The 22,695-nt window shown below is 73.2% G+C and carries 19 protein-coding genes; 9 read left to right on the top strand and 10 right to left on the bottom strand.

Going from position 1 to position 22,695, the window contains the following annotated elements:
- The first annotated feature begins 27 nt into the window (after positions 1-27).
- Positions 28-660: a dihydrofolate reductase family protein gene (locus OG439_RS06145; protein WP_326948375.1), complete on the top strand. Its 633-nt coding sequence runs from the start codon at positions 28-30 to the stop codon at positions 658-660.
- Here the strand turns inward: OG439_RS06145 and OG439_RS06140 are convergent.
- Positions 640-3,501: an AfsR/SARP family transcriptional regulator gene (locus OG439_RS06140; protein WP_326948374.1), complete on the bottom strand. Its 2,862-nt coding sequence runs from the start codon at positions 3,499-3,501 to the stop codon at positions 640-642. The two genes, OG439_RS06145 and OG439_RS06140, sit on opposite strands and share 21 nt — an antisense overlap.
- A gap of 77 nt (positions 3,502-3,578) precedes the next feature.
- Positions 3,579-4,814 (bottom strand): NAD(P)/FAD-dependent oxidoreductase, encoded by a 1,236-nt coding sequence (locus OG439_RS06135; RefSeq protein WP_326948373.1) that lies wholly within the window; start codon positions 4,812-4,814, stop codon positions 3,579-3,581.
- 148 nt (positions 4,815-4,962) lie between these two features.
- On the opposite strand from OG439_RS06135, the gene OG439_RS06130 reads away from it, so the two are divergent.
- Positions 4,963-5,721, top strand: coding sequence for an SDR family oxidoreductase (locus OG439_RS06130; protein ID WP_326948372.1), 759 nt, complete (start codon positions 4,963-4,965; stop codon positions 5,719-5,721).
- Here OG439_RS06130 and OG439_RS06125 read toward each other — a convergent pair.
- Positions 5,699-6,412 carry a VOC family protein gene (locus OG439_RS06125; protein ID WP_326948371.1) on the bottom strand — a complete coding sequence of 238 codons (714 nt, stop codon included), beginning with the start codon at positions 6,410-6,412 and terminating at the stop codon, positions 5,699-5,701. The genes OG439_RS06130 and OG439_RS06125 overlap by 23 nt on opposite strands.
- A 170-nt stretch (positions 6,413-6,582) precedes the next feature.
- On the opposite strand from OG439_RS06125, the gene OG439_RS06120 reads away from it, so the two are divergent.
- A complete protein-coding gene (locus OG439_RS06120) occupies positions 6,583-7,359 on the top strand; it encodes an oxidoreductase (protein ID WP_326948370.1) in 777 nt (258 codons plus the stop codon).
- 28 nt (positions 7,360-7,387) lie between these two features.
- Here OG439_RS06120 and OG439_RS06115 read toward each other — a convergent pair whose 3' ends face one another.
- Together OG439_RS06115 and OG439_RS06110 are read right to left on the bottom strand one after the other, a co-directional pair.
- Positions 7,388-8,278: a LysR family transcriptional regulator gene (locus OG439_RS06115; RefSeq protein ID WP_326948369.1), complete on the bottom strand. Its 891-nt coding sequence runs from the start codon at positions 8,276-8,278 to the stop codon at positions 7,388-7,390.
- A complete protein-coding gene (locus tag OG439_RS06110; protein ID WP_326948368.1) occupies positions 8,275-8,889 on the bottom strand; it encodes a TetR/AcrR family transcriptional regulator in 615 nt (204 codons plus the stop codon). Before OG439_RS06110 ends, OG439_RS06115 begins: the two co-directional genes overlap by 4 nt.
- Positions 8,890-8,979: 90 nt before the next feature.
- Here OG439_RS06110 and OG439_RS06105 point away from each other — a divergent pair, with 90 nt between their 5' ends.
- From OG439_RS06105 to OG439_RS06090, 4 genes are all read left to right on the top strand, one after another.
- The gene (locus OG439_RS06105; protein WP_326948367.1) at positions 8,980-9,717 is read left to right on the top strand and encodes an SDR family NAD(P)-dependent oxidoreductase; all 738 of its coding nucleotides are present in this window, start codon (positions 8,980-8,982) and stop codon (positions 9,715-9,717) included.
- Positions 9,714-10,586, top strand: a complete 873-nt coding sequence (locus OG439_RS06100) for an alpha/beta fold hydrolase (RefSeq protein WP_326948366.1) — start codon at positions 9,714-9,716, stop codon at positions 10,584-10,586. Before OG439_RS06105 ends, OG439_RS06100 begins: the two co-directional genes overlap by 4 nt.
- Positions 10,583-11,416, top strand: coding sequence for an NAD-dependent epimerase/dehydratase family protein (locus OG439_RS06095; protein ID WP_326948365.1), 834 nt, complete (start codon positions 10,583-10,585; stop codon positions 11,414-11,416). The genes OG439_RS06100 and OG439_RS06095 overlap by 4 nt, the downstream gene beginning before the upstream one ends.
- A 213-nt stretch (positions 11,417-11,629) precedes the next feature.
- Entirely contained in the window at positions 11,630-12,829 is a 1,200-nt protein-coding gene (locus tag OG439_RS06090; protein ID WP_326948364.1) for an MFS transporter, read from the top strand.
- Between the two features lie 594 nt (positions 12,830-13,423).
- Here OG439_RS06090 and OG439_RS06085 read toward each other — a convergent pair.
- The 5 genes from OG439_RS06085 to OG439_RS06065 all read right to left on the bottom strand — a co-directional run bounded on the left by OG439_RS06085 (position 13,424) and on the right by OG439_RS06065 (position 20,801).
- The gene (locus tag OG439_RS06085; RefSeq protein WP_326948363.1) at positions 13,424-16,255 is read right to left on the bottom strand and encodes a helix-turn-helix transcriptional regulator; all 2,832 of its coding nucleotides are present in this window, start codon (positions 16,253-16,255) and stop codon (positions 13,424-13,426) included.
- Between the two features lie 645 nt (positions 16,256-16,900).
- Positions 16,901-17,464: a YbhB/YbcL family Raf kinase inhibitor-like protein gene (locus OG439_RS06080; RefSeq protein ID WP_326948362.1), complete on the bottom strand. Its 564-nt coding sequence runs from the start codon at positions 17,462-17,464 to the stop codon at positions 16,901-16,903.
- The gene (locus OG439_RS06075; protein WP_326948361.1) at positions 17,461-19,713 is read right to left on the bottom strand and encodes an MFS transporter; all 2,253 of its coding nucleotides are present in this window, start codon (positions 19,711-19,713) and stop codon (positions 17,461-17,463) included. The genes OG439_RS06080 and OG439_RS06075 overlap by 4 nt, the downstream gene beginning before the upstream one ends.
- A 27-nt stretch (positions 19,714-19,740) precedes the next feature.
- The gene (locus OG439_RS06070; protein WP_326948360.1) at positions 19,741-20,181 is read right to left on the bottom strand and encodes a MarR family winged helix-turn-helix transcriptional regulator; all 441 of its coding nucleotides are present in this window, start codon (positions 20,179-20,181) and stop codon (positions 19,741-19,743) included.
- A gap of 80 nt (positions 20,182-20,261) precedes the next feature.
- A complete protein-coding gene (locus OG439_RS06065) occupies positions 20,262-20,801 on the bottom strand; it encodes a helix-turn-helix domain-containing protein (RefSeq protein WP_326948359.1) in 540 nt (179 codons plus the stop codon).
- A gap of 77 nt (positions 20,802-20,878) precedes the next feature.
- Between OG439_RS06065 and OG439_RS06060 the strand changes: the two genes are divergently transcribed.
- Both OG439_RS06060 and OG439_RS06055 read left to right on the top strand, forming a co-directional pair.
- The gene (locus OG439_RS06060; protein ID WP_326948358.1) at positions 20,879-21,766 is read left to right on the top strand and encodes an alpha/beta hydrolase family protein; all 888 of its coding nucleotides are present in this window, start codon (positions 20,879-20,881) and stop codon (positions 21,764-21,766) included.
- A 61-nt stretch (positions 21,767-21,827) separates the two neighbouring features.
- On the top strand, positions 21,828-22,640 hold the full coding sequence (locus OG439_RS06055) for a CPBP family intramembrane glutamic endopeptidase (RefSeq protein WP_326948357.1): 813 nt from the start codon (positions 21,828-21,830) through the stop codon (positions 22,638-22,640).
- Positions 22,641-22,695: the final 55 nt, after the last annotated feature.

Genomic DNA, 22,695 nt, shown 5'->3' with positions numbered 1-22,695 from the left:
TCGAGCGAGACGACCTGAGGAGGGCCCGTGGGCACGGTGATCATGCAGAACGTGGTGTCGGTGGACGGCTTCATCGCCGACGAGCACGACGACGTCGGCCCGCTGCACGAGTGGTACTTCTCCGGCGACACCCCGATCACCGAGACGCCACCCGACGAGGAGTTCGACCATTCCGGGACGGGCAACGGCTTCCGGGTCTCGAGCGCGTCGGCGCCCTACGTCCGGGCGATGTGGGAGAGCATCGGCGTGATCGTCATGGGCCGCACGCTGTTCGACCTGATGAACGGCTGGGAGGGGAAGCCGCCCGCGGGTGAGCACGTGGTCGTGGTCTCCCACCGGCCCAAGCCGGCGGGCTGGCACCCCGAGGCGTCCTACCACTTCGTCGACGACCCGAAGGCGGCGATCGCCAAGGCCCAGGAGCTGGCCGGGGACCGGACGATCGCGGTGAACGCGGGCGAGGCGGGCAGCCGGATCTTCGCCGCCGGTCTGGTGGACGAAGTGGCGATGGACGTCGTGCCGGTGGTGTTCGGGTCGGGCAAACGCTTCTTCGCCGGCATCGAGGGGCAGCAGTTGCTCGAGGATCCGCACGTGGTCATCCAGGGTGACCGGGTGCTGCACCTGAAGTTCAAGGTGCGCCGCTCACCAGCCGGCGGGGCGTAGGTGGGGCAACGACTTCGGCCGGTCCAGGTCGAGCTGGGCGGCGATGTCCGCGGCGGCCCGCTCGTGGTCCCGCGCCGCTGACGGGTCGTCGCCGGTGCGGGCGAGTTCGGCGTGGGCCTGGGCTCGTTCGTGGAGGTGCTCGCCCCGGACCACGATCGTGAACTGCTCGACGGCCTCGGTTCCGTGGCCCAGCGCGAGCTGGGTCCGGCCCAGCTCGATCCGGGCGTAGGCCTGGAGGCGGACGTCGTCGTCGAGCATGGTCACCGCGGCGCGCTGCGGCTCCAGGGCGTCGTGGGCGCGTCCGGCCACGCGGTGGGCCGTGCCGATGAGCACCAGGGCCTCGGCTTCGCCTTCCCGGTCGCCGATCCGCTGCCGCAGGTCACGGGCCTGGCGGAGGTGGCCGAGGGCCTCTTCGCCGTCGCCGAGCGCGATGAGGCACCGGGCCAGCGCGGTGAGCACGTGGTCGTTGGGGCTGAACCGGCCCAGCTCGTCGCAGCCCGCGTAAGCCGTGCGCAGGAAGGCCAGCGCCGGCTCGTAGTCGCCGTTCAGCCAGCGGACGACGCCGCGGGTCCAGCAGGTGATGATCCGCGCGTCGATGCCGAGCGGGGACAGGCGGGCGAGGCCGGCCAGCTCGTCGGCCGCCGCCTGCGCGTGCCGCGCCGCCGGCTCGTGGTCGCCGCGTTGCAGGTGCATCAAGCCGAGCAGGGCGAGGGTGTGCGCGTGGGACTCGGTGTTCTCCGGCTGCTTCGCCGACGCCGTCAGCAGGTCGAAGGCCCGCGAGGTGTGGCCGGCGGACCAGTGGGCCAGCGCCAGCAACGTGCTCAGCAGGCCTTCGCCGCCCTCGGCCGTCTCCTGCGCCGCGGCCAGGCTCTGCTCCAGCAGCTCGATCGGGTCGCCGCCGAGGTCGCGCTCCAGGAAGTGCCAGAAGGAGATGGCCAGCTGCCAGGCGTGGGTGCCGTAGCCCTCGGCCGCGGCGCAGCGCGTCGCGGCCAGGAGGTTGCCGCGCTCGGCCAGCAGCCACGCGTGCGCCGCCGCCGCTTCCGGGCCGCCGGCCTCGAAGCTGGCCGCGGCGTCGGTGACGGCCGCCAGGTAGTGGTCGAGCATCTTCCCGGTCATCCGCGGGTCGTCGGAGAGCCCGCGGGCGTACTGGCGCAGCAGGTCGTGCTGGCGGTACCGGCCGGGCACGGCCTCCTCGGCCAGGTGGACGTCGACCAGCCGCTGCAGGGCGTCGTCGGCCCGGCCCACCGGCGTGCCGGTCATCGCCGCGAGGACGGCGGTGTCCGCGTCGGCGCCGGGATGGCGGCCCAGCGCGTAGAAGAGCTGCTGGTCTTCCGGGGGCAGGTGCTCGTGGGACATCCGGAACGCCAGCGCCACCTCGCGGTCGGCGAACAGCTTCGGCAGCCGCCGGCGCGCGTCGGCCAGCTGCGCCGACAGGTACGCGATCGGCCAGGCGGTGCGGTGCGCGAGCCGGGCGCCGGACAGCCGCAGCGCGAGCGGCAGGCCCGCGCACAGGCGGACGATGCGCGCCACGGCCTCGGGTTCGGCGGCCGCCCGGTCGGTGCCCACCAGCCGGGCGAAGAACGCCGTGGCCTCTTCCTCCGGCAGGACGGCCAGGGAGATCGGCCGGGCCCCGGCGAGGTCCGGCAGCCGGGCCCGGCTCGTCACGATCACGAGGCCGGGACCGGCGGGCAGCAGCGCGGCCACCTGCGTCTCGTCCACGGCGTTGTCGAACACGACCAGGAGCCGCAGCGCCGCGGTCTTCGCCCGCCACTGCGCTTTGGCGTCGCCGGTCGCCGCGAGGCCCAGCTGGCCCAGCAGCACGTCCAGCGCCTCGTCCGCGGTCAGCGGCATCTTGCCCGCGCTGTGCCCCTGCAGGTCCACGAAGACGACGCCGTCGGGAAAGCGGTCGGCCAGCAGGTGCCCGGCGTGGACGGCGAACGCCGTCTTGCCGACCCCGGCCATCCCGTCGACCGAGTAGACGGTGGCCCGGTCGCCGGTCGACGTCACCAGGCGGGCGAGCTCGGCGGCCCGCCCGGTGAAGTCCGGGAGGTCGCGGGGCAGGCAGTTGCGGCGGGCCGGGGTCCTTCCTGCACTGGCGGGCGGACGCGCTTCGCGATCCCGCCCGAGCAGCCGCCGGTGCGTGTCCGTCAGCGCGGCGGTCGGGTCGATGCCCAGGTCCTCGGACAGCCGGGCGTGGACCTCCCGGTAGTGATGGAGGGCGTCGGCCGTCCGCCCGGCCCGGTGCAGGGCCGTCATGTACAGGCCGGCGATGCGCTCGTCGTAGGGGTGTCCGACGGCCAGGGCGGCGAGCCCGGCGACCAGCTCGGTGCCCTCGCCCAGCCGCAGCCGCGTCTCGGCCAGGTCGAGCTGGGCCGCCAGCCGGGCCCGCTCCAGCCGGTCGCGCTCGGCGTCGGCCCAGTCGCCGGTCAGGCCGGTCAGCGCCGGTCCGTGCCACAACGCCAGCGCCTCGGTGAGGGTCGACACCACGCGCGCGTCGTCGCTGTCCGCGCCGGCCCGCGCGCAGAGGTCCTGGAAGACGTACAGGTCGACCGGGAGCGGCGTGGCGTCGGCGATCAGCGCGTAGCCGCCGGACCGGCGGACGAGGCTCACCCCCGGCACCGCGCTCACGGCGCGGCGCAGCCGGGAGATGTAGCTGTGCACGGTTTCGCGGCCGCGCAACGGCACCGCGGCGCCCCACACCCGCTCGGCGAGCCGGTCGGTCGACACGACCCGGCCGCGCTCGACGACCAGCGCGGCCAGCACGCACCGCTGCCGCGGGTGCCCGAGGTCCACCGGAACGCCGTCGACGGACGCGGCCACCTCCCCCAACAACCGCAGCACCGCACTCACCTCCCCGAGCGTCACGGAAACCGGACACAGCGTATACGCTCCGTCAGAGGCTCGGCACCGCCTGTTCGTCAGCCGGTCAAGTCGGCCAGCAGCGCCGCCGCCGCGCGTTGCCCGGACACCAGCGCTCCCTGCACCGACGGCGTGTCGCGGTGGTCGCCGCAGACGTAACGACCGGGGGCGAGCCGCACCGGACGTCGCAGCGGCGCACCGGGCCCGAACACCGGCAACGCCCGGGGCAGCGCATACGCGGACAGCAGGTCCCAGCCGCCGGTCCCGGTGCCGTAGATCCGGGCCAGCCGTCGCCGGACCTGCGGCTCCAGGCCGGCGTCGGTGCGATCGGGCACCGACGCGGAGATCAGCGCCGAGCCGCTCGGGGCGTACCCCGGGGCGACCTCGCTGAGCACCGCGGTGTTGAGCAGCAGCTCGTCGAGCCCGTCGACCAGCAGCGTCGGCGACCGCAACGGCGTCGCCGCGGCGCGGTAGTAGAACGTCGTCACCGCGTGCCAGGCGGGCGCCTCGACGCCGGGCAGCAGCCGGGCGGCGGTGTCGCCGTCGGTCGCCACGATCACGGCTCGCGCGGGCAGGTGCTCGCCGTCGCCCGTGCGGACGCCGTCGGCGGTGATCTCGGCGACCTCGACGCCGGTGCGGACCGTGCCGGGCGGCAGGCCGTCGGCCAGCTGACGCGGCAGGGCCTGCATGCCCTCGGCGGGCAGTACTCCGCCGCCACGCAGGAAACTGCGCCACAGCAGGTGGAACATCCGCGCGGACGTCCGCAACGACGGGTCGAGGAACACCCCGGCGAGGAACGGCCGCAGCACCTGCTCGACCGTGGCCGCGCTCAGGCCCCAGCGCCGCAGCTCCTCGGCCGTGCTGCGCCCGGCGTCGGCCCGGACGGTCGCGTCCGGCGCCAGCAGATCCCGGGCGGCCAGGGCCGCCATCCGCGCGGCGTCACCGGGGTGGCCGGCGGCGAACCCGGCGGCCCCGCCCACCGCGGGCAGCCCGTGCCACGGACCAGCCAGCCACCGGCGGCCCGTCTCGGTCACGGCGATCGTGCCGCGGGTGAACGGCTTGGGCCGCAACGCTTTCACGTCGACCAGCCGCCGCACCGCGGGGTACGCGGGCAGTAGCACCTGGAACCCGCGGTCGAGCCGGAACCCGTCGACCACGTCGGTGCGGACCCGGCCGCCGACGTCGTCGCCCGCCTCCAGCACGGTGGTCCCGATCCCGGCCCGGTGCAGCCGCGCCGCGGCACTCAGCCCCGCCAGCCCACCCCCGACGACGATCACACCCGATTCCCCGGCCATCCGCGCTCCCTTCGTCACGGTGCGGGGTTCCCGGCCCGGCCGAGTCCAACCGCGCCGGTCGCGAACCTCACCCACGCGAGGCGGGGATCGCCGGTCCCCCGATGTCCGCTCTCTGCCACCGCGCGGGCGGGTGCGTGATGCTCGGAGCATGGACATCACCGGAAACACCCTCTTCATCCCCGGCGCCACCAGCGGTATCGGGCTGGCGCTCGCGCTCGCCCTCCGGGAGCGGGGCAACACCGTGATCGTCGGCGGCCGGCGCACCGACCGGCTGGAGAAGATCGCCGCCGAGTACCCCGGCATCGGCACCGTGCGGATCGACACCACCGACGCCGCGAGCATCCAGGCCGCCGCGAAGGACGTGCTCGCCCGCTACCCCGAGCTGAACGTGCTCGTCACCATGGCCGGCGTGATGCGCGTCGAGGACTGGCACCGGCCGGAGTCGTTCCTGGAGTCGGCCGAGGAGGTCGTGACGACCAACGTACTCGGCCCGATCCGGCTGATCGCCGCGTTCGTCGAGCACCTGCGGAGCCGGCCGGACGCCACCATCGTGACCGTCTCGTCCGGACTGGCCTTCACCCCGCTCAAGGTCACCCCGAGCTACAACGCGTCCAAGGCGGCGATCCACATGCTCAGCGAATCCCTGCGGCTGCAGCTGGCCGACACCACCGTGGACGTGCTGGAACTCGTGCCGCCGTCGGTGCGGACGGACTTGCTGCCCGGTCAGGCCGAGAGCGAGCACGCCATGCCGCTCGACGAGTTCGTCACCGAGGTCATGACGATCCTGGAGACCCGGCCGGAGGCGAAGGAGATCCAGGTCGAGCGCGTCAAGTTCCTCCGCTACGGCGAAGCCCGCGGCGACTACGACCAGGTCGTCGCGACGCTCAACCAGGCCGATCCCCACTGAGCACGCGGAACTCGGTGCCGTCCGGATCCGCCAGCACGACGGTGCCGTCGTCGCGGACGCCGAGCCGAGCGGCGCCGAGGGAGATCAGCTCGTCGACCGCCGCCCGCTGGTCGCCGTCCGCCGGGAGCAGCTCGAAGCGCTGCCGGTTCGGCACCTCGGGCGTGCCATCCCACACGTCCCACGCGAGTTTCGTGCCACCGCGCGGTGACTGGATCGCGGTCTGCTCGCCCTGGTCCCACACCAGGGGCCAGCCCAGCGCCTCGCTCCAGAACCGGCCGACCTGCCGGGAACCGGCACAGGTGAGCTCACCGAGCGGGCCGCACCCGGCGAGGTAATCGTCGCCGGGCTCGATCACGCAGAACTCGTACCCGGCCGGGTCGCCCAGGACGACGTGCCGCTCCTCGGGACGCTGCCCGACGTCGACGTGACGGCCACCGAGCCCGATCGCCGTGTCCACCGTGTGCCGCTGGTCGTCGAGGTCGGCGCTGGTCAGGTGCAGGTGCATCCGGTTCGCGCCGAGCCGGCCGGCGCGGCCCGGGACGAACCGCAGGCCGAGCTGGGCGTCCCCGCCCGGCAGCAGCACACCGCCGGCGTCCTCGACGACCTCCCGGCCGAGCAGCCCGGCCCAGAACCCGGCCGCTCCAGCCGGGTCGTCCGCCTCGAAGGTCACCGCAAGCAGTCTCGAACGCATCACCGGAACGTAGACACCGCCCCAGGTGAGGGCAAGGCAATATCGACCCGGTTGCCCGCAATGGCGCCATAGGCGTTCCCTATAGCGGCTGCTGACAATTCGACTTTGCTTCCCGTGCTTTTCCGGACCTACCGTGGCCAAGACGAACACGGTAAGAAAGGACCGGTGGCATGACCACGATCGGAAACGGATCGGGACCGCGGGAACTCGCGGGAAAACGAGCCCTGGTCACGGGTGGCACTCGCGGCATCGGCGCGGCCGTCGTACGCCAGTTCCTGGACGCGGGCGCCGAGGTGCTCACGACCGCCCGCTCGGCGACGAGCACGGTGCCGGACGGAGCTTCCTTTGTGGAGGCCGACGTGCGGACGCGGGCCGGGGTGGAAGCGCTCGCCGCGGCCGCGGAGGAGGTGCTCGGCGGGGTCGACGTCCTGGTCCACAACGCGGGCGGGGCGCGACCGCACGCGGACTCGTCGGCCATCACCGACGAGGAGTGGCAGGACGCGCTGGACCTGAACTACCTGGCTTCGGTCCGGCTGGATGCGGTGCTGCTGCCGGGAATGCGGGACCGGCGCGCGGGGACGATCGTGCACGTCTCCTCGGCCGCGGTGCTCACCCCGGTCGGGCCGTTCCTGCACTACACGGCCGCGAAGGCGGCGCTGGAGAACTACAGCCGGGGCCTGGCGCTGGAACTGGCGCCGCTCGGCATCCGCGTCAACGCCGTTTCCCCGGGCCGCACCGCCACTCCCGGCGGTGAAGCGACGCGGGAACAGTGGGCGAGCCTGAGCGTGGCGCCGGCCGAAACCAACGCCGGGGACACCACGCCGCTGGGGCGCGACGGCCGGCCCGGGGACATCGCCGACGCGGTACTGTTCCTCGCGTCCGACCGGGCGAGCTGGCTGACCGGACGGAACCTCATCGTCGACGGCGGGGAATTCCCGATGGGCTGACGCTGTTCCGGGGAATTGTTCCCGGCCGTCAGGACACCGGCGAGAAAGAATGCGACCAGGTTTCCCGGCGCAGCAGTTCGAGCAACGCCGTTTCCGCCGGTCCCGGGCCTTTCCGGAGAACGGCGACAACGGGCTGGGTCACGGCCGGGAAGACCGGGCGGACGAGGTGCGCGTGGCCCTCGGGCACCGCCGAGGCCGGGACGAGCGTCACACCCAGCCCGGCGGCGGCCCACCGCACGGCCGTCGCCGTCTGGGACACGCGGGCGACCGCGCTCGGCGTCACGTCGTTGTCCCGCAACACGTTCAGCAGCACGGCGTCGAGCGCGCCGTCCCGGTCGAAGCGCACCCACGGCTCCCCCGCCAGCCCGCTCAGCTCGACCCGGTCCGCGGCGAGCCGCGGGTGCCCGGCGCCCAGCACCACGACGAACTCCTCGTCGCCGAGGTGGTGGGCGTCGTCGGGGGTCTGCTCGCACGCCGCCATCAGGGCGAGGTCCAGCACGCCCCGGCGGCCCAGCCGGTCCAGCTCGGCGGAGCTCGGCTCCTCGAAAACGGTGACCTCCAGCCGCGGGAAGCGGCGGCGCAACGCGCCCAGCGCGCCCGGCAGCTGCCGGGTGCCGAAACCCAGCTGCACCGCGACCGTCAGCTCGCCGACCAGCTCGTCGGCCCCGGCCCGGGCCGTCGCCCGCGCCCGCCGCGACGCGTTCACCGCGACCTGCGCCTCCCGCAGGAACGCGCGGCCGACCACCGTGGGCACCAGGCCGGACGGCGTGCGGGCGAACAACTGCACGCCGAGCTCCCGCTCCAAGCCGCGGATCTGCTGCGACACCGAGGGCTGGGCGACGCGCAGCCGTTCCGCCGCCGCCGTCACCGAGCCCTCGTCGGCCACGGCGAGGGCGTACTCGTACTGCCGGAGGCTCATCGGGCGCTCGCGGCGAACGAGTGGATGTAGGCCAGCGCGGCGTTCATCGACGCTTCGAGCGGCCGCACGTCAAGCATGGTCTGCGAGAGCAGGACCCCGCCCTGCAGGGCGGCGAGCAGCGAGAACGCGAGCTCGTCGAGGTCGGCGCCGGCCCGCAGCTCGCCGCGGTCGCGCATCGCGCGCAGGCCCTCCAGCAGGAGGTCCTTCCAGCGGAGGAAGCCGTCGGCCAGGTCGGTCCGGGACTCCTCGTCGCTGACGCTCAGCTCGCCGGCCAGCGCACCGAGGTTGCAGTCGCTGCGGCAGCCGTTCTCGCGCTGCCGCTCGATCCCGGCGTCGGCCCAGGCCCGCAGCGCCTCGAAGCTGTCGAGCGCCGAGATCCGCGGCAGGCCCGAGTCCGCCTGCCGGGTGATGACGGCCCGGATCAGCGCCTGCTTGCCGTCGAAGTAGTGGTAGAGCTGCGATCCGCTCACGCCGGCCGCGGCCCGCACGTCCTCGATCCCGGTGCCGGCCACGCCGTGACGGGCGATGAGCTCGGTCGCGGCTTCGATGATGCGGTCCCGGGTGGCGCGGCCCTTCGGTGTCAGGCGACGCGGTTTCGGCGCTTCGGTCACGGCGTCAGCCTACCGCAAGACTGGGTTGCGCAATCCAGAAACCGTCCCTACTGTTCTGGACAGAACAACCCAGAAAGTGAGGCCGACCCCATGTCCCCCACCCGCACCGCCCTCGTGACCGGCGCCACCGCCGGCATCGGCCGGGCCGTCGCGCTCGACCTCGCCGCCCACGGCATCGACGTGATCGCCCACGGCCGCGACCCCGAACGCGGCGCCCAGCTCGTCAAGGAGATCACCGCGGAAGGCGGCACCGCGCGCTTCGTCGGCGCGGACCTGACCGATCCCGGCGAGGTCGTCGCGCTCGCCGCAGCAGCCGGCGACGTGGACATCCTGGTCAACAACGCCGGCAGCTACGCGTTCACGAGCACGCCGGACACGACCGCGGACAGCTTCGACCGGCAGTTCGCGCTCAACACCCGCGCGCCGTTCCTGCTGGTCGGCGCGCTGGCGCCGGCCATGGCCGAGCGGGGGCACGGCACGATCGTCAACATCACCTCGACCGCGGCGACCTCGCCGGCGCCGATCGGCGGCGCCTACGGGGCGTCCAAGGCGGCCGTCGAGCTGCTGACGCGCTCGTGGGCCACGGAGTTCGGCGGCCGCGGCGTCCGGGTCAACGGCGTCTCCCCCGGCCCGGTCCGCACCGCGGGCACCACCGCCATGCTCGGCGACAACGTCGACGTCCTGGGCCGGGCCAACCTCCGCGGGCGCATCGGCGAACCCGAGGAGATCGCCCGGGTGGTCCGGTTCCTCGTGGACTCCGACAGCAGCTACATCAACGGCACCGTCGTCGTCGCCAACGGCGGCGAGCCGAGCGGGCTGCCCGCATGAGCACCTACGAATGGCTGCCCGAGGGCTTCGACGTCCGCACGGCCGACACGAACGGCGTCCGGCTCTCGGCCGCGGTGGGCGGCCACGGTCCGCTACTGGTGCTGCTGCACGGCTGGCCCCAGACCGGCCGCGCCTGGGCCCGGGTGATGCCCGCCCTCGCCGAGGACCACACGGTGGTCGTCCCCGACCTGCGCGGCACCGGGGCCAGCGAGCGGCCCGCCGGCGGCTACACCAAGGTCAACCAGGCCGACGACGTGCGCGGCCTGCTCACCGCACTCGGCCTGACCGGGCCCGCGGTGGTCGTCGGGCACGACATCGGCAGCATGGTCGCCTTCGCCTGGGCGCTGCACCGGCCCGCGGACGTCGCCGCCGTCGTGCTGCTCGACGCCTTCCTGCCGGGGGTCGACCTCGAGGAGTCGATGAACGTCGTCACCGGGGGTTCGTGGCACTTCGGGTTCTTCATGGCGCCGGTGTTCCCCGAAATGCTCCTGGACGGCCACGAGCGGGAGTTCGTCGAGGCGACCTTCACCGCCCGGAGCACGCCCTCGACGTTCACCGGTGAGGAACTCGACTTCTACGCGCGCTCCTACCGCGGCCGGGACCGGCTGCGCGGCGGTTTCGGGCACTACCGGACCCTGCTCGACGACGGCGTGGAGAACCGGGGCGTCCTCACCGAACGCGGGGTGAGCGTGCCGGTCCTGTCCATCGGCGGCCGGGATTCGGTGGGCGGGCAGACCACGGAAGCCCTGCGCCCGTACGCCAAGGACCTCACCGGCTTCATCGCCCCCACCGGCCATTTCGTCGCCGAAGAGGCCCCGGATTGGTTCGTGCGCACCCTGCGCGAGTACCTCGCGGGGGCCCGGCCGTGAAGGTCCTCGTCATCGGCGCGACGGGCTTCGTCGGCGGCGGCGTCGCGCGGCACCTCGCCGGAGCGGGCCACGACGTCACCGGCCTGGCCCGCTCCGGCGAAGCGGCCGGACGCCTGACGCGCCAATGCATCACGCCGTTGCGCGGCGACGTCGACGGCGGCCTCGCCGAGGTCGTCGCGGCCGCGACGGCGTCCGGCGCGGTCGTCTTCGCCGCCCAGCTCGACGCCGAGGCCGAGGAGCGCGTCGTCACGCGCCTGCTCGACGCGCTCGCCGGCTCCGGGAAGACGTTCCTGTTCACCTCCGGCAGCGGGGTCCTCCTCCAGCGCACCGGCGGTGCCTGGAGCGAAGACAGCTTCGCCGAGGACGACCCGTTCACGGTCGAACCGCTGGCCGCGCGGCGGCTGGCGGTCGAGGAGCTGGTGCGGGCCGCGGCCGGCCGGGACGTGCGCGCGATCGTCGTGCGGCCCGGCATGGTCTGGAGTCCGGGCGACCACGGCCACGTGCCGCTGATCCGCCGGTCGGCCGAGCGGACCGGCGCCGCGTGCTACGTCGGCGAAGGCCTCAACACCTACTCCCACGTGCACCTCGACGACGTCGCCCGGCTCTTCGGGCTCGCGCTGGCCCGGGGCACCGCCGGTGCGCTGTACCACGCGGTCGCGGGCGAGACCCCGACCCGGTGGATCGCCGAAGCCGTGGCCCGGGAGCGGGGGTGCGCCACGCGAAGCCTCACCCCGGCGGAGGCCACGACCGTCTGGGGTGCCTTCGACGCCCTGATCCTCGCCGCGTCGAGCCGGTGCCGCGCCCCGCGCAGCCGCCGGGAGCTGGGGTAGGCGCCCCGGCACACCGACCTGCTGGGCGCGGTCGGCGCACCCCCGTCCGGCCGTGCCGATGCACGCCCGTTCGCGGGCGTCCGAGACACCGCACTCCCTTGAGCTGCAACGGAACTTCATAGATCCGTCAGGTGACGGATGTCTGTTGTGGTCCGATCGCGAAGCATTGCTTCACGGGGCTCCACGCTCCGGCCTCGATACCGAGGAGGAGCGATGTCCCGTGCTACCCCTGTTTCGACCGTCGTGATCTTCATCTTGGCCCTCAATCTGCGCCCGGCCGTGACGAGCCTGGGCGCGGCCCTGCCGGACATCTCGGTCGCCGGGAGCCTGGTCGCCGCCGTGCTCGTCGCGCTGCCCCTGTGGGCGATCGGCCTCGGCGGCTGGGCGTCGCCCTGGCTGTGCGCCCGGATCGGGACGCACCGGATCGTCACCGTGTCCCTCCTCGGGCTGGCGGCGTCGCTGTTCGCACGGGTCCTCGGCGGCCCGGTGCCGCTGCTGGCCGGGACGGCGCTGGCGTGCCTGGCCATCGCCGCGCTCGGCACCGTGCTGCCGATGCTGGCCAAGGGGTCGGCCGCGTTCACCCTCGGGCTCGGGCTGGGCAGCACGGCGGGGGCGCTGATCACGCCCCTGGCGGTGCTGTCGTCGTCGTGGCGGGTCGGCCTGGGCGTGTGGGCGCTCACGGCCCTGCTGGCCCAGCGGGTGTGGCGGCGCACGCACGTCGAGTTCCTGGCGCCGAAGGTCGCGACCGGACCGGTGCGGGCCCGCGCCCTGACCCTCCACTTCGGACTCATCTCGACGGTCACCTTCCTGGTCATGGGCTGGCTCCCGGGAATCCTGCGCAGCGCGGGTGTGCCGCCGGCGAGTGCCGGCGCGTACCTCGCGCTGTCGATGGCCATGGGGCTGCCCATGATGTGGCTGGTGCCCGGCTGGACGCGCCGGTGGCGCAACCAGACCCTGCTCGTCGTCGTCCTGGCCGCGCCCAACGTCGTCGGCGTGGCCGGGCTGCTCATCGCACCAGCCGCCGCGCCCTGGCTGTGGGCCGCGGCCACCGGCGCGGGCATGGGGTCGCTGGCGTTCGTCCTGACGACGATCTCGTTGCGCAGCAAGGACAGTTCCCTGGCGCTGTCCGCCGTGGTCCAGGGCGTGGGGTACGTCATCGCCGGCTTCGGCGTGCTGGCCTGCGGCTGGCTGCACACGCACACCGGCGGCTGGCAGATTCCGCTGGTATTGGTGCTGGCGATCCTGCTCGGCCAGGTGGCCAGCGGGCACATCACGGTGTCCCAGCGGGTTCCGGCGGAACCGGAACCCGAACCGGCGCCCAAGCCGGAACCGGCTCCGGAGCCGGCACCGACGCCGGCCCCGCACGTCCTGCTCCCGGTGCACCAGCAGGACGCGCCCGAGGCCGCGGCCTGATGTTCCCTTCCCGGCCCGCTCCAGGCGCACCCCTGGTCGGGGTGCGCCCGGAGTTCACCCGTTTCAGCGATGGCGCTCGCTCATCAGTTCGATAACGTGGAGGGCGTGACGACAACCACGCGCATTCCCGCGGATCGGCCGAGCACTCTCGGCCCGTTCGTGGCGGCCGTGTGGCGGTGGTTCCGGCGCTTCCACCGCGCCGCGTCAGCCCGAAGCGGACCGATGCCGGGCGGCTTCCCGCGCGATGTCGATGCGCGAGTGGACATCGAGCCTGGTCAGAATGTGCGACAGGCGGAGGGCGTGACGACAACCACGCGCATTCCCGCGGACCGGCCGAGCACCCTCGGCCCGGTCGAGACGACCGCGCGCCGGTCGTTCGGCCGCTTCCGCCGCACGAAGTCAGCCCGAAGCAGACCGGTGCCGGGCAGCTTCCCGCGCGATGTCGATACGCGAGTGGACATCGAGCTTGGTCAAGATGTGCGACAGGCGGAAGGCGTGACGACAACCACGCGCGTTCCCATGAATCGGCCGAGCACCCTCGGCCCGGTCGAGACGACCGCGCGCCGGTTGTTCAGGCGCTTCCGCCGCGCCGCGTCAGCCCGAAGCAGACCGATGCCGAGCGGCTTCCCGCGCGATGTCGATACGCGAGTGCACGTCGAGCTTGGTCAAGATGTGCGACACATGCGTGCCGACCGTGCGCGGCGACAGGTACAGGCGGGCCGCGATCTGCGGGTTCGACAAGCCTTCCACGACGAGCGCGGCGATCTTGCCTTCCGTCGGGGTCAGGCTGTCCCAGCCGTGGGTGATCTGGCGGTGCTTCACCGTCGGGCCGCGCCGGATGCCGAACGCCCGGAACCGCGCGCGCAGCCTCGCGACGTCCCAGTGCGCGCCCAGCTCGGCGTAGAGGTCGAGGGCGTAGGTGAAAGCGGCCCGCGCCGAGCCGCGGTCGTCGGACCGGGTTTCGGCGAAGGCGATCGCGGCGGCTTCCAGGGCCTTGGCCCGCGAGAGCGGGCGGCCCGCGTCGCGGTAACCGTCGGCGGCCTGCAGCAGCGTCGCCGCGTCCAGCTCGAGCAGGCCGTGGCAGTACGAGGCCAGCGCGAGGCGGTGCGGCACGGTGGAACCGGCGGCGATCTTGCGGACCCGGGCGTCGATCTCCACCGCGGTCCGCGTGTCGCCGGTCGCCGCGGCCAGCCGGGCGGCGTCGGCGAGCAGGTCCTCGCCTTCGTCTTCGCCGGCCAGCGCGTCGGTGAGCGCGGCGAGCGCCCGCTCGGGCAAGCCGTCGTGCTCGAAGGCGAGGCTGCGGGCCCGGGCCAGGGACTCCACGACCCGGCCGCCGATGCGTTCCGAATACGGCGACGCGACGTCGAGGTGCTTGCGGGCCGCGGGTCCGTCGCCGCGGTGGAAGTGGATGATCGCGGCGACCCCGTGGTCGCAGCACGCCACGCTCGGGTCCTTGAGGTCGTCCGGGACCACGTCCACCTCGGCCAGCGCGTCGTCCCAGCGGCCGGTGCCCAGCAGCAGCTGCCCGAGCGCGCTCTGGGCCTGGGTCAGCCGCACGACGCTGCCGGTGCGGTCGGCCAGCTCGCGGGCGCGCGTGGCGGCGGCGAGCGCGTCGGTGTAGCGGTCGAGCGCCCCGAAGGTGACCGACTGGTTGATGCGCAGCAGCAGGCCGAGGTCGGTCAGCGCGGGATCGCCCTGCGCCTTGGCCATCGCGCGTTCGAACAGCGGCAGCGCCGCGGTCCACTCGCCGCGCATCATCGCCACCAGGCTCAGCACGTGCAGCGCCCACCCGGTGGCCCAGCGGTCCTCGACCTGGCCGGCCTCCTCCAGCGCCTCGGTGGCCACCCGGCTGGCGGTGACGACCTGGCCGAGGTCGCGGTGCGTGCGCGCGATGAGCACGAGCAACCGGGCCCGGTGCCGGGGTTGCAGGCCCGGCCGGGCCACCGCGTCGTTCAGCGCCGCCAGGGATTCGGCGGAGCGGCCGGTCATCCCGCGGCACTGGGTGACCGTCGTGTGCAGGTCGACGAGCAGGTCGGGGTCGTCGAGGTGTTCCAGTGCGCGGCACGCGATCCGCTCGGCCTGGCCGAAGTTGCCCAGCCGGTAGTGCGCGTCGGCCAGCCGGCAGGTCAGCGCGGCGGTCACGGCGTCACCGGGGCGCGCGTCCCGCACCGCGCGGCGCAGGAGCGCGACGGCGACCGCGGGCGCCTGGCCGATCAACGGCGCGGCCACCTCCAGCAGCCACTGCACGGCCCAGGCCGGCACCGGCACCCGGCTGTCGGTGGTCGACACCATCGGCAGCAGGTGCAGCGCGACCCGCTCGACCGGCGCGCCCGCCTCGGCCAGGGACCGCGCGGCACCCTGGTGCCAGGCGACCCGGACCGACGTCGGCATCTCGTCGTACAAGGCCTTGCGGATCAACGGGTGCCGGAACGCCAGGTCGTCGCCGGCCGCCACCAGCACCCCGGCGGTCCGGGCCTCGTCGAGGGCGGGCAGCAGGCCGGGAAGCGGGGAGCCCGTCACGGTCACGAGGTCCCCGACCGAGAAGCCGACCCCGAGCAACGCCGCCGCCCGCAGCACGGCCCGCGTCGGCTCCGGCAGGAAGCCCAGCCGGTCCGCGATCGCCTCCGGCAGGGAGTCCGGGGTGTCCCCCTCGGCGAGCTGGGCGACACCGGCGTCGTCGACGTCCAGGCACGAGCCCCTGGTCAGGGCGTCGAGCAGTTCGGTGAGGTACAACGGGTTCCCGGCGGCGTCGTCGGCCAGCCGCTCCAGCTCGGCCCCCGGTCTGCCGCCGGCCAGCGCGGTCACCAGCTCGATCACCGCCGGTTCGGCCAGCCGGCCCAGTCGTAACCGCTCGGCCGGGCCGACGATCCGGTACAGCGAGCGCAGGTCGTCGCGGCGCGGGACCGGGCGCAGCACGCCGATCAGCAGCAGCGGAAGCTGCCGGACCGAGCGGGCGAGCCGGCCCCACACGGCCACCGTCGTGCGGTCGGCCCACTGCAGGTCGTCGACGACCAGCACCACCGGTCCGTCCTGGCAGAGCTCGTCCACCAGCGCGAGCAGCTGCTCGGCGGCCGCGGCGGCGAGGTCGGCGCCCTTGCCCGCGACCGCACTCCCGTGCAACAGCCCGGAGATGGCACTACGACGGGAATCCTTCGCGGACGGCGTGATGTGCAACGCGTCCAGCAGCGGCAGGAGCGGCAGCGCCTGGCCCAGCTCGTCGCCGGCGCCCCAGTAGACCTGGCAGCCCATCCCGGTCGCGGCACCGCCACCGGCGCGCACCAGCGCGGACTTGCCGATGCCCGGTTCGCCGTCCACGAGCACGGCGCGACCACGGCCCGCGACCACCTCACGCACCCAGCCGACCAGCCGGGAGACCTCGTCGTCCCGGCCGATCAGGAGCTCGGCACCCTCCGTGAGCGGTCGCACAGGGGAGATAATAGGAGGGAAACTGTTACCCAACAAGATGTACACTGTGGTTGCCGGAACGTCGGCCGGGGTTGCCGAACCCTCCTCACGGGATAATAACAATTCGGCAATTGATCGGCTTTCCGGTTAAGCTCCATTCCGCCACTTGTCGTTGGGGGGTCATTAACCGCCCGTTGACCACCGGTTGCCCCGGCTCTGCGATGGTCCATCGAGGCCCGAACAGATCAGTCACGTACAATTGACCACCGGAGGAATCGATGCGGGTTCACCGAGCGGTCGCCGTCGGCGCCGCAGTTGCCCTGAACGTTTTGGCCCTGGCCGTCCTGGGTACTTCCCCCACGGCTGCTGCCCGTGACGAGAACGTGACATCGGCCCCCGTGAGCACGGCCGTTCCGGACGAAATGGGGTACAACCGCGTTTCGACCGACGAAATGGGTTACAACTAGGTCTCCCCGACCTCCCCGGCCACAGAATGGGTTACAACTCGGTCACCCCGACCCGACGGCCGCAGCCGGATCAATTCCCGGCTGCGGCCGTTCCGTGTCCCGGAGCGGCTCGTTCGATGATTTCGATGAATCGCCCCGGACTTCCCGTATCGTTTGCCGCGTCCGCGCCGGGTTGCCGATTAATCCGCGGGCAACCGGGTCAGCGTTCGAAAACGCCGGTCAGCCGGCCGCGGGCGAGAACGGGGCCGGTGATCACGGGCAGCAACGTGCGGGGCCGCGCCCGCTCCGGTGACGGTGAGTCGGGAACCGGCGCGGACAGCGCGAAGAGCTGGAAGACGTAGTGGTGCGGCCCGTGCCCCTTGACCGGCGCGGGACCGTGGTAGCCCCGGCCGATGGTGGATCGCAGCACCCGGACCCCGGGACCAGGCTCTTTCGCCGTCAGGGCACCGGTTTCCAGCGGTCCGGCCGACGGATCGGCCAGCGCGACGCAGTGCACGGCGGGCTTGCCCAGCGGGACGTCGACGTCTTCGACGACCACGAGGAGCTGGGCGGTGCCGGGCGGAAGCGTCGTCCAGGCCAGCTGGGGAGACCGGTCGGCGCCGCCGACGTGCTTGGCGCACTGCGCCAGCGGCATCGGGCCGCCGTCGGCGAAGTCCCGGCTGGTGAGCGTCAGCTGTTCCGGACCCTGGAGGTTGGGCAGGTTCCAGGCCAGGTGGGTGTCGCCGGCCCGGCGGTTGCGCAGGAGCCGGCCGAGCAGCGTCATCGGGTCGCCTCGACCATGCCGATGACCTCGGCGGTGGTGGCGGTTTCGCCGAGCTTGGGGAAGACGCGTTCGACGCTGTGCCGGTGGGCGACGGCGTCGGGGTCGGTCATGGCGTCGGTGGCCAGGACGACGTGGTAGCCGTGGTCGGCGCCCGAGCGCGCGGTCGACTCGACGCCGGAGCTGGTCGAGATGCCGGCGAGCACGATCTGGGTGACGCCCAGGTCCCGCAGGAGCGTGTCGAGGCCGGTGTCGTGGAACGCGCTGCGCCGCCGTTTGGTGATCAGGTGGTCGGTCGGCCGGACGTCGAGGTCGTCGACGAGGTCGGCCCAGCCGGCCGGCGGCGGGGCGGTGCTCGCGGCCCGGCCGGCGTCGGTGCGTCCCGGCGCGCGGCCGGTGACGTTGACCAGGACCACGGGCAGCTCGTGCCGCCGGAACTCGGCGGCCAGGTAGGCCGCCTGCTTGACGGCCGCAGTGACGGCGGGATCGCGGTGGGCGTCGACGATCCCCTGTTGCAGGTCGATCACGACGAGCGCGGACCGCGGGTCGATGGTGGTCAGTGGCACGGTGGTTTTCTCCTGTGAGGATCGGCTGGTGGCGCCGCGCAGCAGGGACGCGATCGCGGCGAAGAAGGCGAGGGCGGCACCGAAGGCGAACACGATGACCAGCCCCGAGTGGAAGGGCCCGGAGATCAGGTTCGGGAAGAACTCCCGGCCGGTCAGGGTCTGCCGCTGGGCCGCGGTGAGGCCGGCCAGGGTGCCGCCGGGTTCGAGCAGGTGCTGGATCGGGTTGACGCCCAGCTGGGCGGCGAACAGGGACGACACCGGCGGCAACGCGCCGATCTGGCCCGCGACACCGGCCGGGACACCCTGCTGCTGCAGGCCGGCGGTGAGCGTGTGCGGGAGGTTGCTCGCCAGTCCGGCGATCATCAGCGAGAAGAACACGCCGATGGAGACGGCGGTGCCGGAGTTCTGGAAGGTGGCGCGCATGCCCGAGGCCACGCCGCGCAGGTCCGCGGGCACGCTGCCCATGATCGACGACGAGTTGGGCGAGGCGAACATGCCGCTGGCGATCCCGTTGAGCGCGATCAGCAGCGCGAACACCCCGTAGCCGAAGTCGATCGGCAGGAGCATCAGGCCCAGGAAGCTGGCGCCGAACAGCGCCGCGCCGCCGGTGGCCAGGCCCCGGGAGCCGAACCGGTCGGACAGGTAGCCGGAGATCGGTCCGGCCGCGAGGAAACCGGCCGTCAGCGGCAGCATGAAGATGCCGGCCCACAACGGGGTGCTCTCGTAGTCGTAACCGTGCAGGGGCAGCCAGATCCCCTGCAGCCAGATGATCAGCACGAACTGCAGGCCGCCGCGGCCGATCGAGATGGCCAGGCCCGCCAGGTTGCCGAAGGTGAAGGCGCGCAAGCGGAAGAGGCTCAGCTGGATCATCGGGGCTTTGACGCGGTTCTCGATGACGACGAAGGCGGCCAGCAGCACCAGTCCCCCGGCGATCAGGATCTGGACGAGCGGGTTGCTCCAGCCCATGGTGTGGCCGCCGTGGGGCTGCAGCCCCGCGGTGATCGCGATCAGGACCGCGCTCAGGCCGACCGCGAAGGTGACGTTGCCCCACCAGTCGATCCGGCCGCCGCCGCGCTTTCCGGTCTCGCGCAGGGTGCGGTAGGCCCACACCGTGAAGAACACGCCGATGGGCACGTTCACCCAGAACACCGCGCGCCAGTCCCAGGCCGCGAGCAGGCCGCCCGCGACCAGGCCGATGAACATCCCGCCGAGGCCCGCCACCTGGTTGATGCCCAGGGCGAACCCGCGCTGCTCCGCCGGGAAGGCGTCGGTCAGGATCGCGGCGGAGTTCGCGGTCAGCATCGACCCGCCGACGGCCTGCAGCACCCGCCAGGCGATCAGCCACAGAGCGCCGTGACCGCCGTCGAAGGGGTCGAAGGACAGCAGGATCGAGGCGAAGGTGAAGACCGCGAAGCCGGCGTTGTAGATCCGGACGCGGCCGTACATGTCGCCCAGGCGCCCGACGGTGACCACGAGGACGGCCTGGACCAGCCGATACCCCATGATCATCCACAGCAGGTAGGCGATGTTCCCCGGGGCCAACGGATCCAGGTGCACGCCCGTGAAGATCGCGGGCAGGGCGATCAGCACGATGGAACCGTCCAGCGCGGACATGAAGACGGCGGCGGTCGTGTTGGTCAGCGCCGTCCACTTGTACCGGTCGCCGGCCGCGCGCGTCTCGGTCATCGGCTCGCTCCCTCGTGGTTTCGCGTGTCAGAGGTGCTGGGCCAGCCGGTCCAGCAAGGGCGCGGCCGCCGCGAGCCGCGCCAGCTCCGCCGGGGTGAACTCGCCACCGGTCAGGGCCCGCGCGATGAGCTCGGCCCGCGCGTTCCGCTTGTCCCGCAAGGCCTGCCGACCGGCTTCGGTGACGAGCAGCACCGCCCGCCGGCCGTCGTCCGGGTCCGGCCGGCGTTCGACGAGGCCGCGATCCCGCAACGCGCCGAGCGTCGCCCCCATCGCCTGCGCGGTGATCTGCACTTCCCGGGCGAGCGCCGAGGAAGTGGTGGGACCCGAGCGGTCCAGCAGTGCCAGCGCGGTGCGCTCGGGCATCGTGAGGCCACCCTCGGCGGGCACCTGCCGCACCCGTCGCACCAGCACGCTGACACTCGCCAGCAGGACGGCGGCAACCTCGCCGGGATCCGGATCAACTGTCATATACTAAGGCTACCTTATCAATCTGCCTTAGTAAATTCCGGGCGCGCTCACGCCGGCCTCGGCGAGGTGTGCGGCCGGCCTTAGCCGGCGCTTGCCTGGGGTTCGTCCGGGACCACGACCAGGCTGACGACGCGCCGGATGCGGCCCTCGCGGACGTTCTCGAACCGCGAGACGACCGCCTTCTCGATCTCCTCGACCATCGCGGCGAACTCTTCTTCCGTCAGCCACACCGCCGCCTGCCGGTAGACGACGCCGTCCGCGTGCGGGTCGGCGTCCGGGTGGGCCAGGTAGCGGTCGAAGTCCCCCAGCAGCGACGCCGCGAACGTCGTGTACGACCGCAGGTGGTCCTCCTTCGACATCGCCGCGCGCGCCTCGGGGTCGACCACCGCCTCCTCCTTGCGCACCCGGTAGCTGCGCTCGATCGTGCCGCGCACCCGCCGCTCCTGGGCCACCTCCAGCACCCCGGCCTCGGCCAGCACCGCGATCTGCCGGTACATCGTGGCCGGCGCCACGTCGGGGATGCGCTCGCGCAGCTGCGCGGTGGTCAGCGGATCGGCGTCGAACAGCGCTTGCAGGATGCGCATCCGGACGGGGTGCAGGAGGAGATCGGCGGTCGCCATGGACCAATGTTCTCACATACGATACTGTTCTCACAGTCGAGAACATTTGCACGATCGAGAATAATGGGGGACGACTCATGCGGGACGTCGACACGACGGTCACCGCGGACGACGGACTGCCGCTGGCCGGCACCCTGACGCTGCCCGCGGGCGCCGGCCCGCACCCGGCCGTCCTGCTGCTGCACGGATCCGGACGGCTGGACCGGGACGCCGGCACCCGCCGGCTCCGCACGGGGTACGGCCCCGCGCTGGCCGAAGCCCTTGCGCACCAAGGGATCGCCTCACTGCGTTACGACCGGCGCGGCGTCGGCGCCACCCCCGGCGACTGGCTCGCGACCGGGTTCGCCGACAATCGCCGCGACGCGGCCGCCGCCGTGCGCGCCCTGGCCGCCCGGCCGGACGTCCGGGCCGACGCCGTCGGCGTGGTCGGGCACAGCGAAGGCGCCGTCCACGCCATGGCCCTCGGCGCGCACGCCGACGTCGCCGCAGTGGTGCTGCTGGCCGGGTTCGCCCGTCTCGGCGAGGACGCCCTGCGGTGGCAGGCCGGGATGATCGTCCGCGACCTCCCCGCGTTCGCGCGACCCGCGCTGCGGGCCTTCGCCCGGCGACAGCTGGCCCGGATCAAGACCACGGACGCCACCCGGGTCGCCGGGATTCCGGTCAACGCCCGGTGGACGCGCGAGCTGCTCGCCCACGACCCGCGCCCGGACCTCGCGGACATCCGGGTGCCCGTCCTGGCGATCACCGGCGGGAAGGACGTCCAGGTCGACGCCGCGGATCTGGCCGAGATCCGCCGGCTGGTGCCCGGCGAGGCCGAGGTCCACCGGATCCCCGACCTCACCCACCTGTTGCGCCGCGACGCCGGCCGCGCGTCGGTGCGGTCCTATCGCCGGCAGTTGCGCCGTCCCGTCGACGCCGACCTGCTCGCCCAGGTGTCCGGCTGGCTCGCAAACCGACTCGAGTAACTCTGAAAAACGAATTGTTCCCGGGCTCGATGCTGCCCATTTTCGAACGAAAGGCATTCGCGTGACCACCATTTCCCCGGTTCGGCGGAAAAGCGGGCTGGCACTTTTCTGGACCGTCACGTTCACGACGAGCTGGGCGTTCTGGCTCGTCGCGATCCTGCTCGGCGGACCGCCGACCAGCTCCCCCACCGTCGTGCCCTACCTGCTCGGCGGCTTCGGCCCGGTGTTCGGCGCGATCGCCGTCCGGGTGCGGCGCGCCCGCCGCGGTGAACCCGCCCCGGTGCACGCGGTCGGCTCCCGGCCGGTCGTGCGGTGGTTCTGGATACTTCCCTTGCTGGTACTGGCATCCGCGACCGTCGTCGCCGCCGTGCTGCTCGCGGACGTCCTCGGCGGTCCCCCGCTGAGCCTGACGACGGGACAGCACCTGGTCACGACCGCCGGCGGGCCCGTGGCCTTCGTGATCAGCATGCTGATCGGCGGCCCGCTGGCCGAGGAGCCCGGCTGGCGCGGCACGGCTTATCCGCGCCTGCGCGCGTCGATGACGCGGCTGCAGGCCGGTTTGCTGCTGGGTGTCATCTGGGCCGTGTGGCACCTGCCGTTGTTCTTCATCACCGGCACGATCCAGGCTTCTTTCGGCCTGTTCAGCTTGAGCGGTCTGCTGTTCATTCTCGGTGTCATCCCGATGGGACTGCTGACCGTTTTCGCCTACGAACGCGGCGGTGTTCCGGCGTCGATCGCGGTCCATTTCGGCGTCAACACGACCATCGCGCTGCTGACCGTCAACGCGCCACTGGCGCAGGCGATCGTCCTGGTCGTGCAAGCCGTTGTCGCGCTCGTGTTGCTCGGCCGCGGTCCCCGCCCGGCGCGGGCCTGACGCGGCCGGAGCCGGCCGGCGGTCGCCGCGGAGGCGACCGCCGGCCTCTTGTCAC

Origin of the sequence: Amycolatopsis sp. NBC_01307 (genome assembly GCF_035975215.1) — a bacterium.
In the GTDB taxonomy this organism is placed as follows: Bacteria; Actinomycetota; Actinomycetes; order Mycobacteriales; family Pseudonocardiaceae; genus Amycolatopsis.
This window is presented reverse-complemented; position numbering and strand designations above follow the sequence as displayed.

What these genes read in the sequence shown, in the direction of transcription:
- OG439_RS06135 (WP_326948373.1), bottom strand. Translation starts at nt 4,814, where the DNA reads ATGGCCGGGGAATCGGGTGTGATCGTCGTCGGGGGTGGGCTGGCGGGG.
- OG439_RS06130 (WP_326948372.1), top strand. Translation starts at nt 4,963, where the DNA reads ATGGACATCACCGGAAACACCCTCTTCATCCCCGGCGCCACCAGCGGT.
- OG439_RS06125 (WP_326948371.1), bottom strand. Translation starts at nt 6,412, where the DNA reads ATGCGTTCGAGACTGCTTGCGGTGACCTTCGAGGCGGACGACCCGGCT.
- OG439_RS06120 (WP_326948370.1), top strand. Translation starts at nt 6,583, where the DNA reads ATGACCACGATCGGAAACGGATCGGGACCGCGGGAACTCGCGGGAAAA.
- OG439_RS06115 (WP_326948369.1), bottom strand. Translation starts at nt 8,278, where the DNA reads ATGAGCCTCCGGCAGTACGAGTACGCCCTCGCCGTGGCCGACGAGGGC.
- OG439_RS06105 (WP_326948367.1), top strand. Translation starts at nt 8,980, where the DNA reads ATGTCCCCCACCCGCACCGCCCTCGTGACCGGCGCCACCGCCGGCATC.
- OG439_RS06100 (WP_326948366.1), top strand. Translation starts at nt 9,714, where the DNA reads ATGAGCACCTACGAATGGCTGCCCGAGGGCTTCGACGTCCGCACGGCC.
- OG439_RS06090 (WP_326948364.1), top strand. Translation starts at nt 11,630, where the DNA reads ATGTCCCGTGCTACCCCTGTTTCGACCGTCGTGATCTTCATCTTGGCC.
- OG439_RS06080 (WP_326948362.1), bottom strand. Translation starts at nt 17,464, where the DNA reads ATGACGCTGCTCGGCCGGCTCCTGCGCAACCGCCGGGCCGGCGACACC.
- OG439_RS06075 (WP_326948361.1), bottom strand. Translation starts at nt 19,713, where the DNA reads ATGACCGAGACGCGCGCGGCCGGCGACCGGTACAAGTGGACGGCGCTG.
- OG439_RS06070 (WP_326948360.1), bottom strand. Translation starts at nt 20,181, where the DNA reads ATGACAGTTGATCCGGATCCCGGCGAGGTTGCCGCCGTCCTGCTGGCG.
- OG439_RS06065 (WP_326948359.1), bottom strand. Translation starts at nt 20,801, where the DNA reads ATGGCGACCGCCGATCTCCTCCTGCACCCCGTCCGGATGCGCATCCTG.
- OG439_RS06060 (WP_326948358.1), top strand. Translation starts at nt 20,879, where the DNA reads ATGCGGGACGTCGACACGACGGTCACCGCGGACGACGGACTGCCGCTG.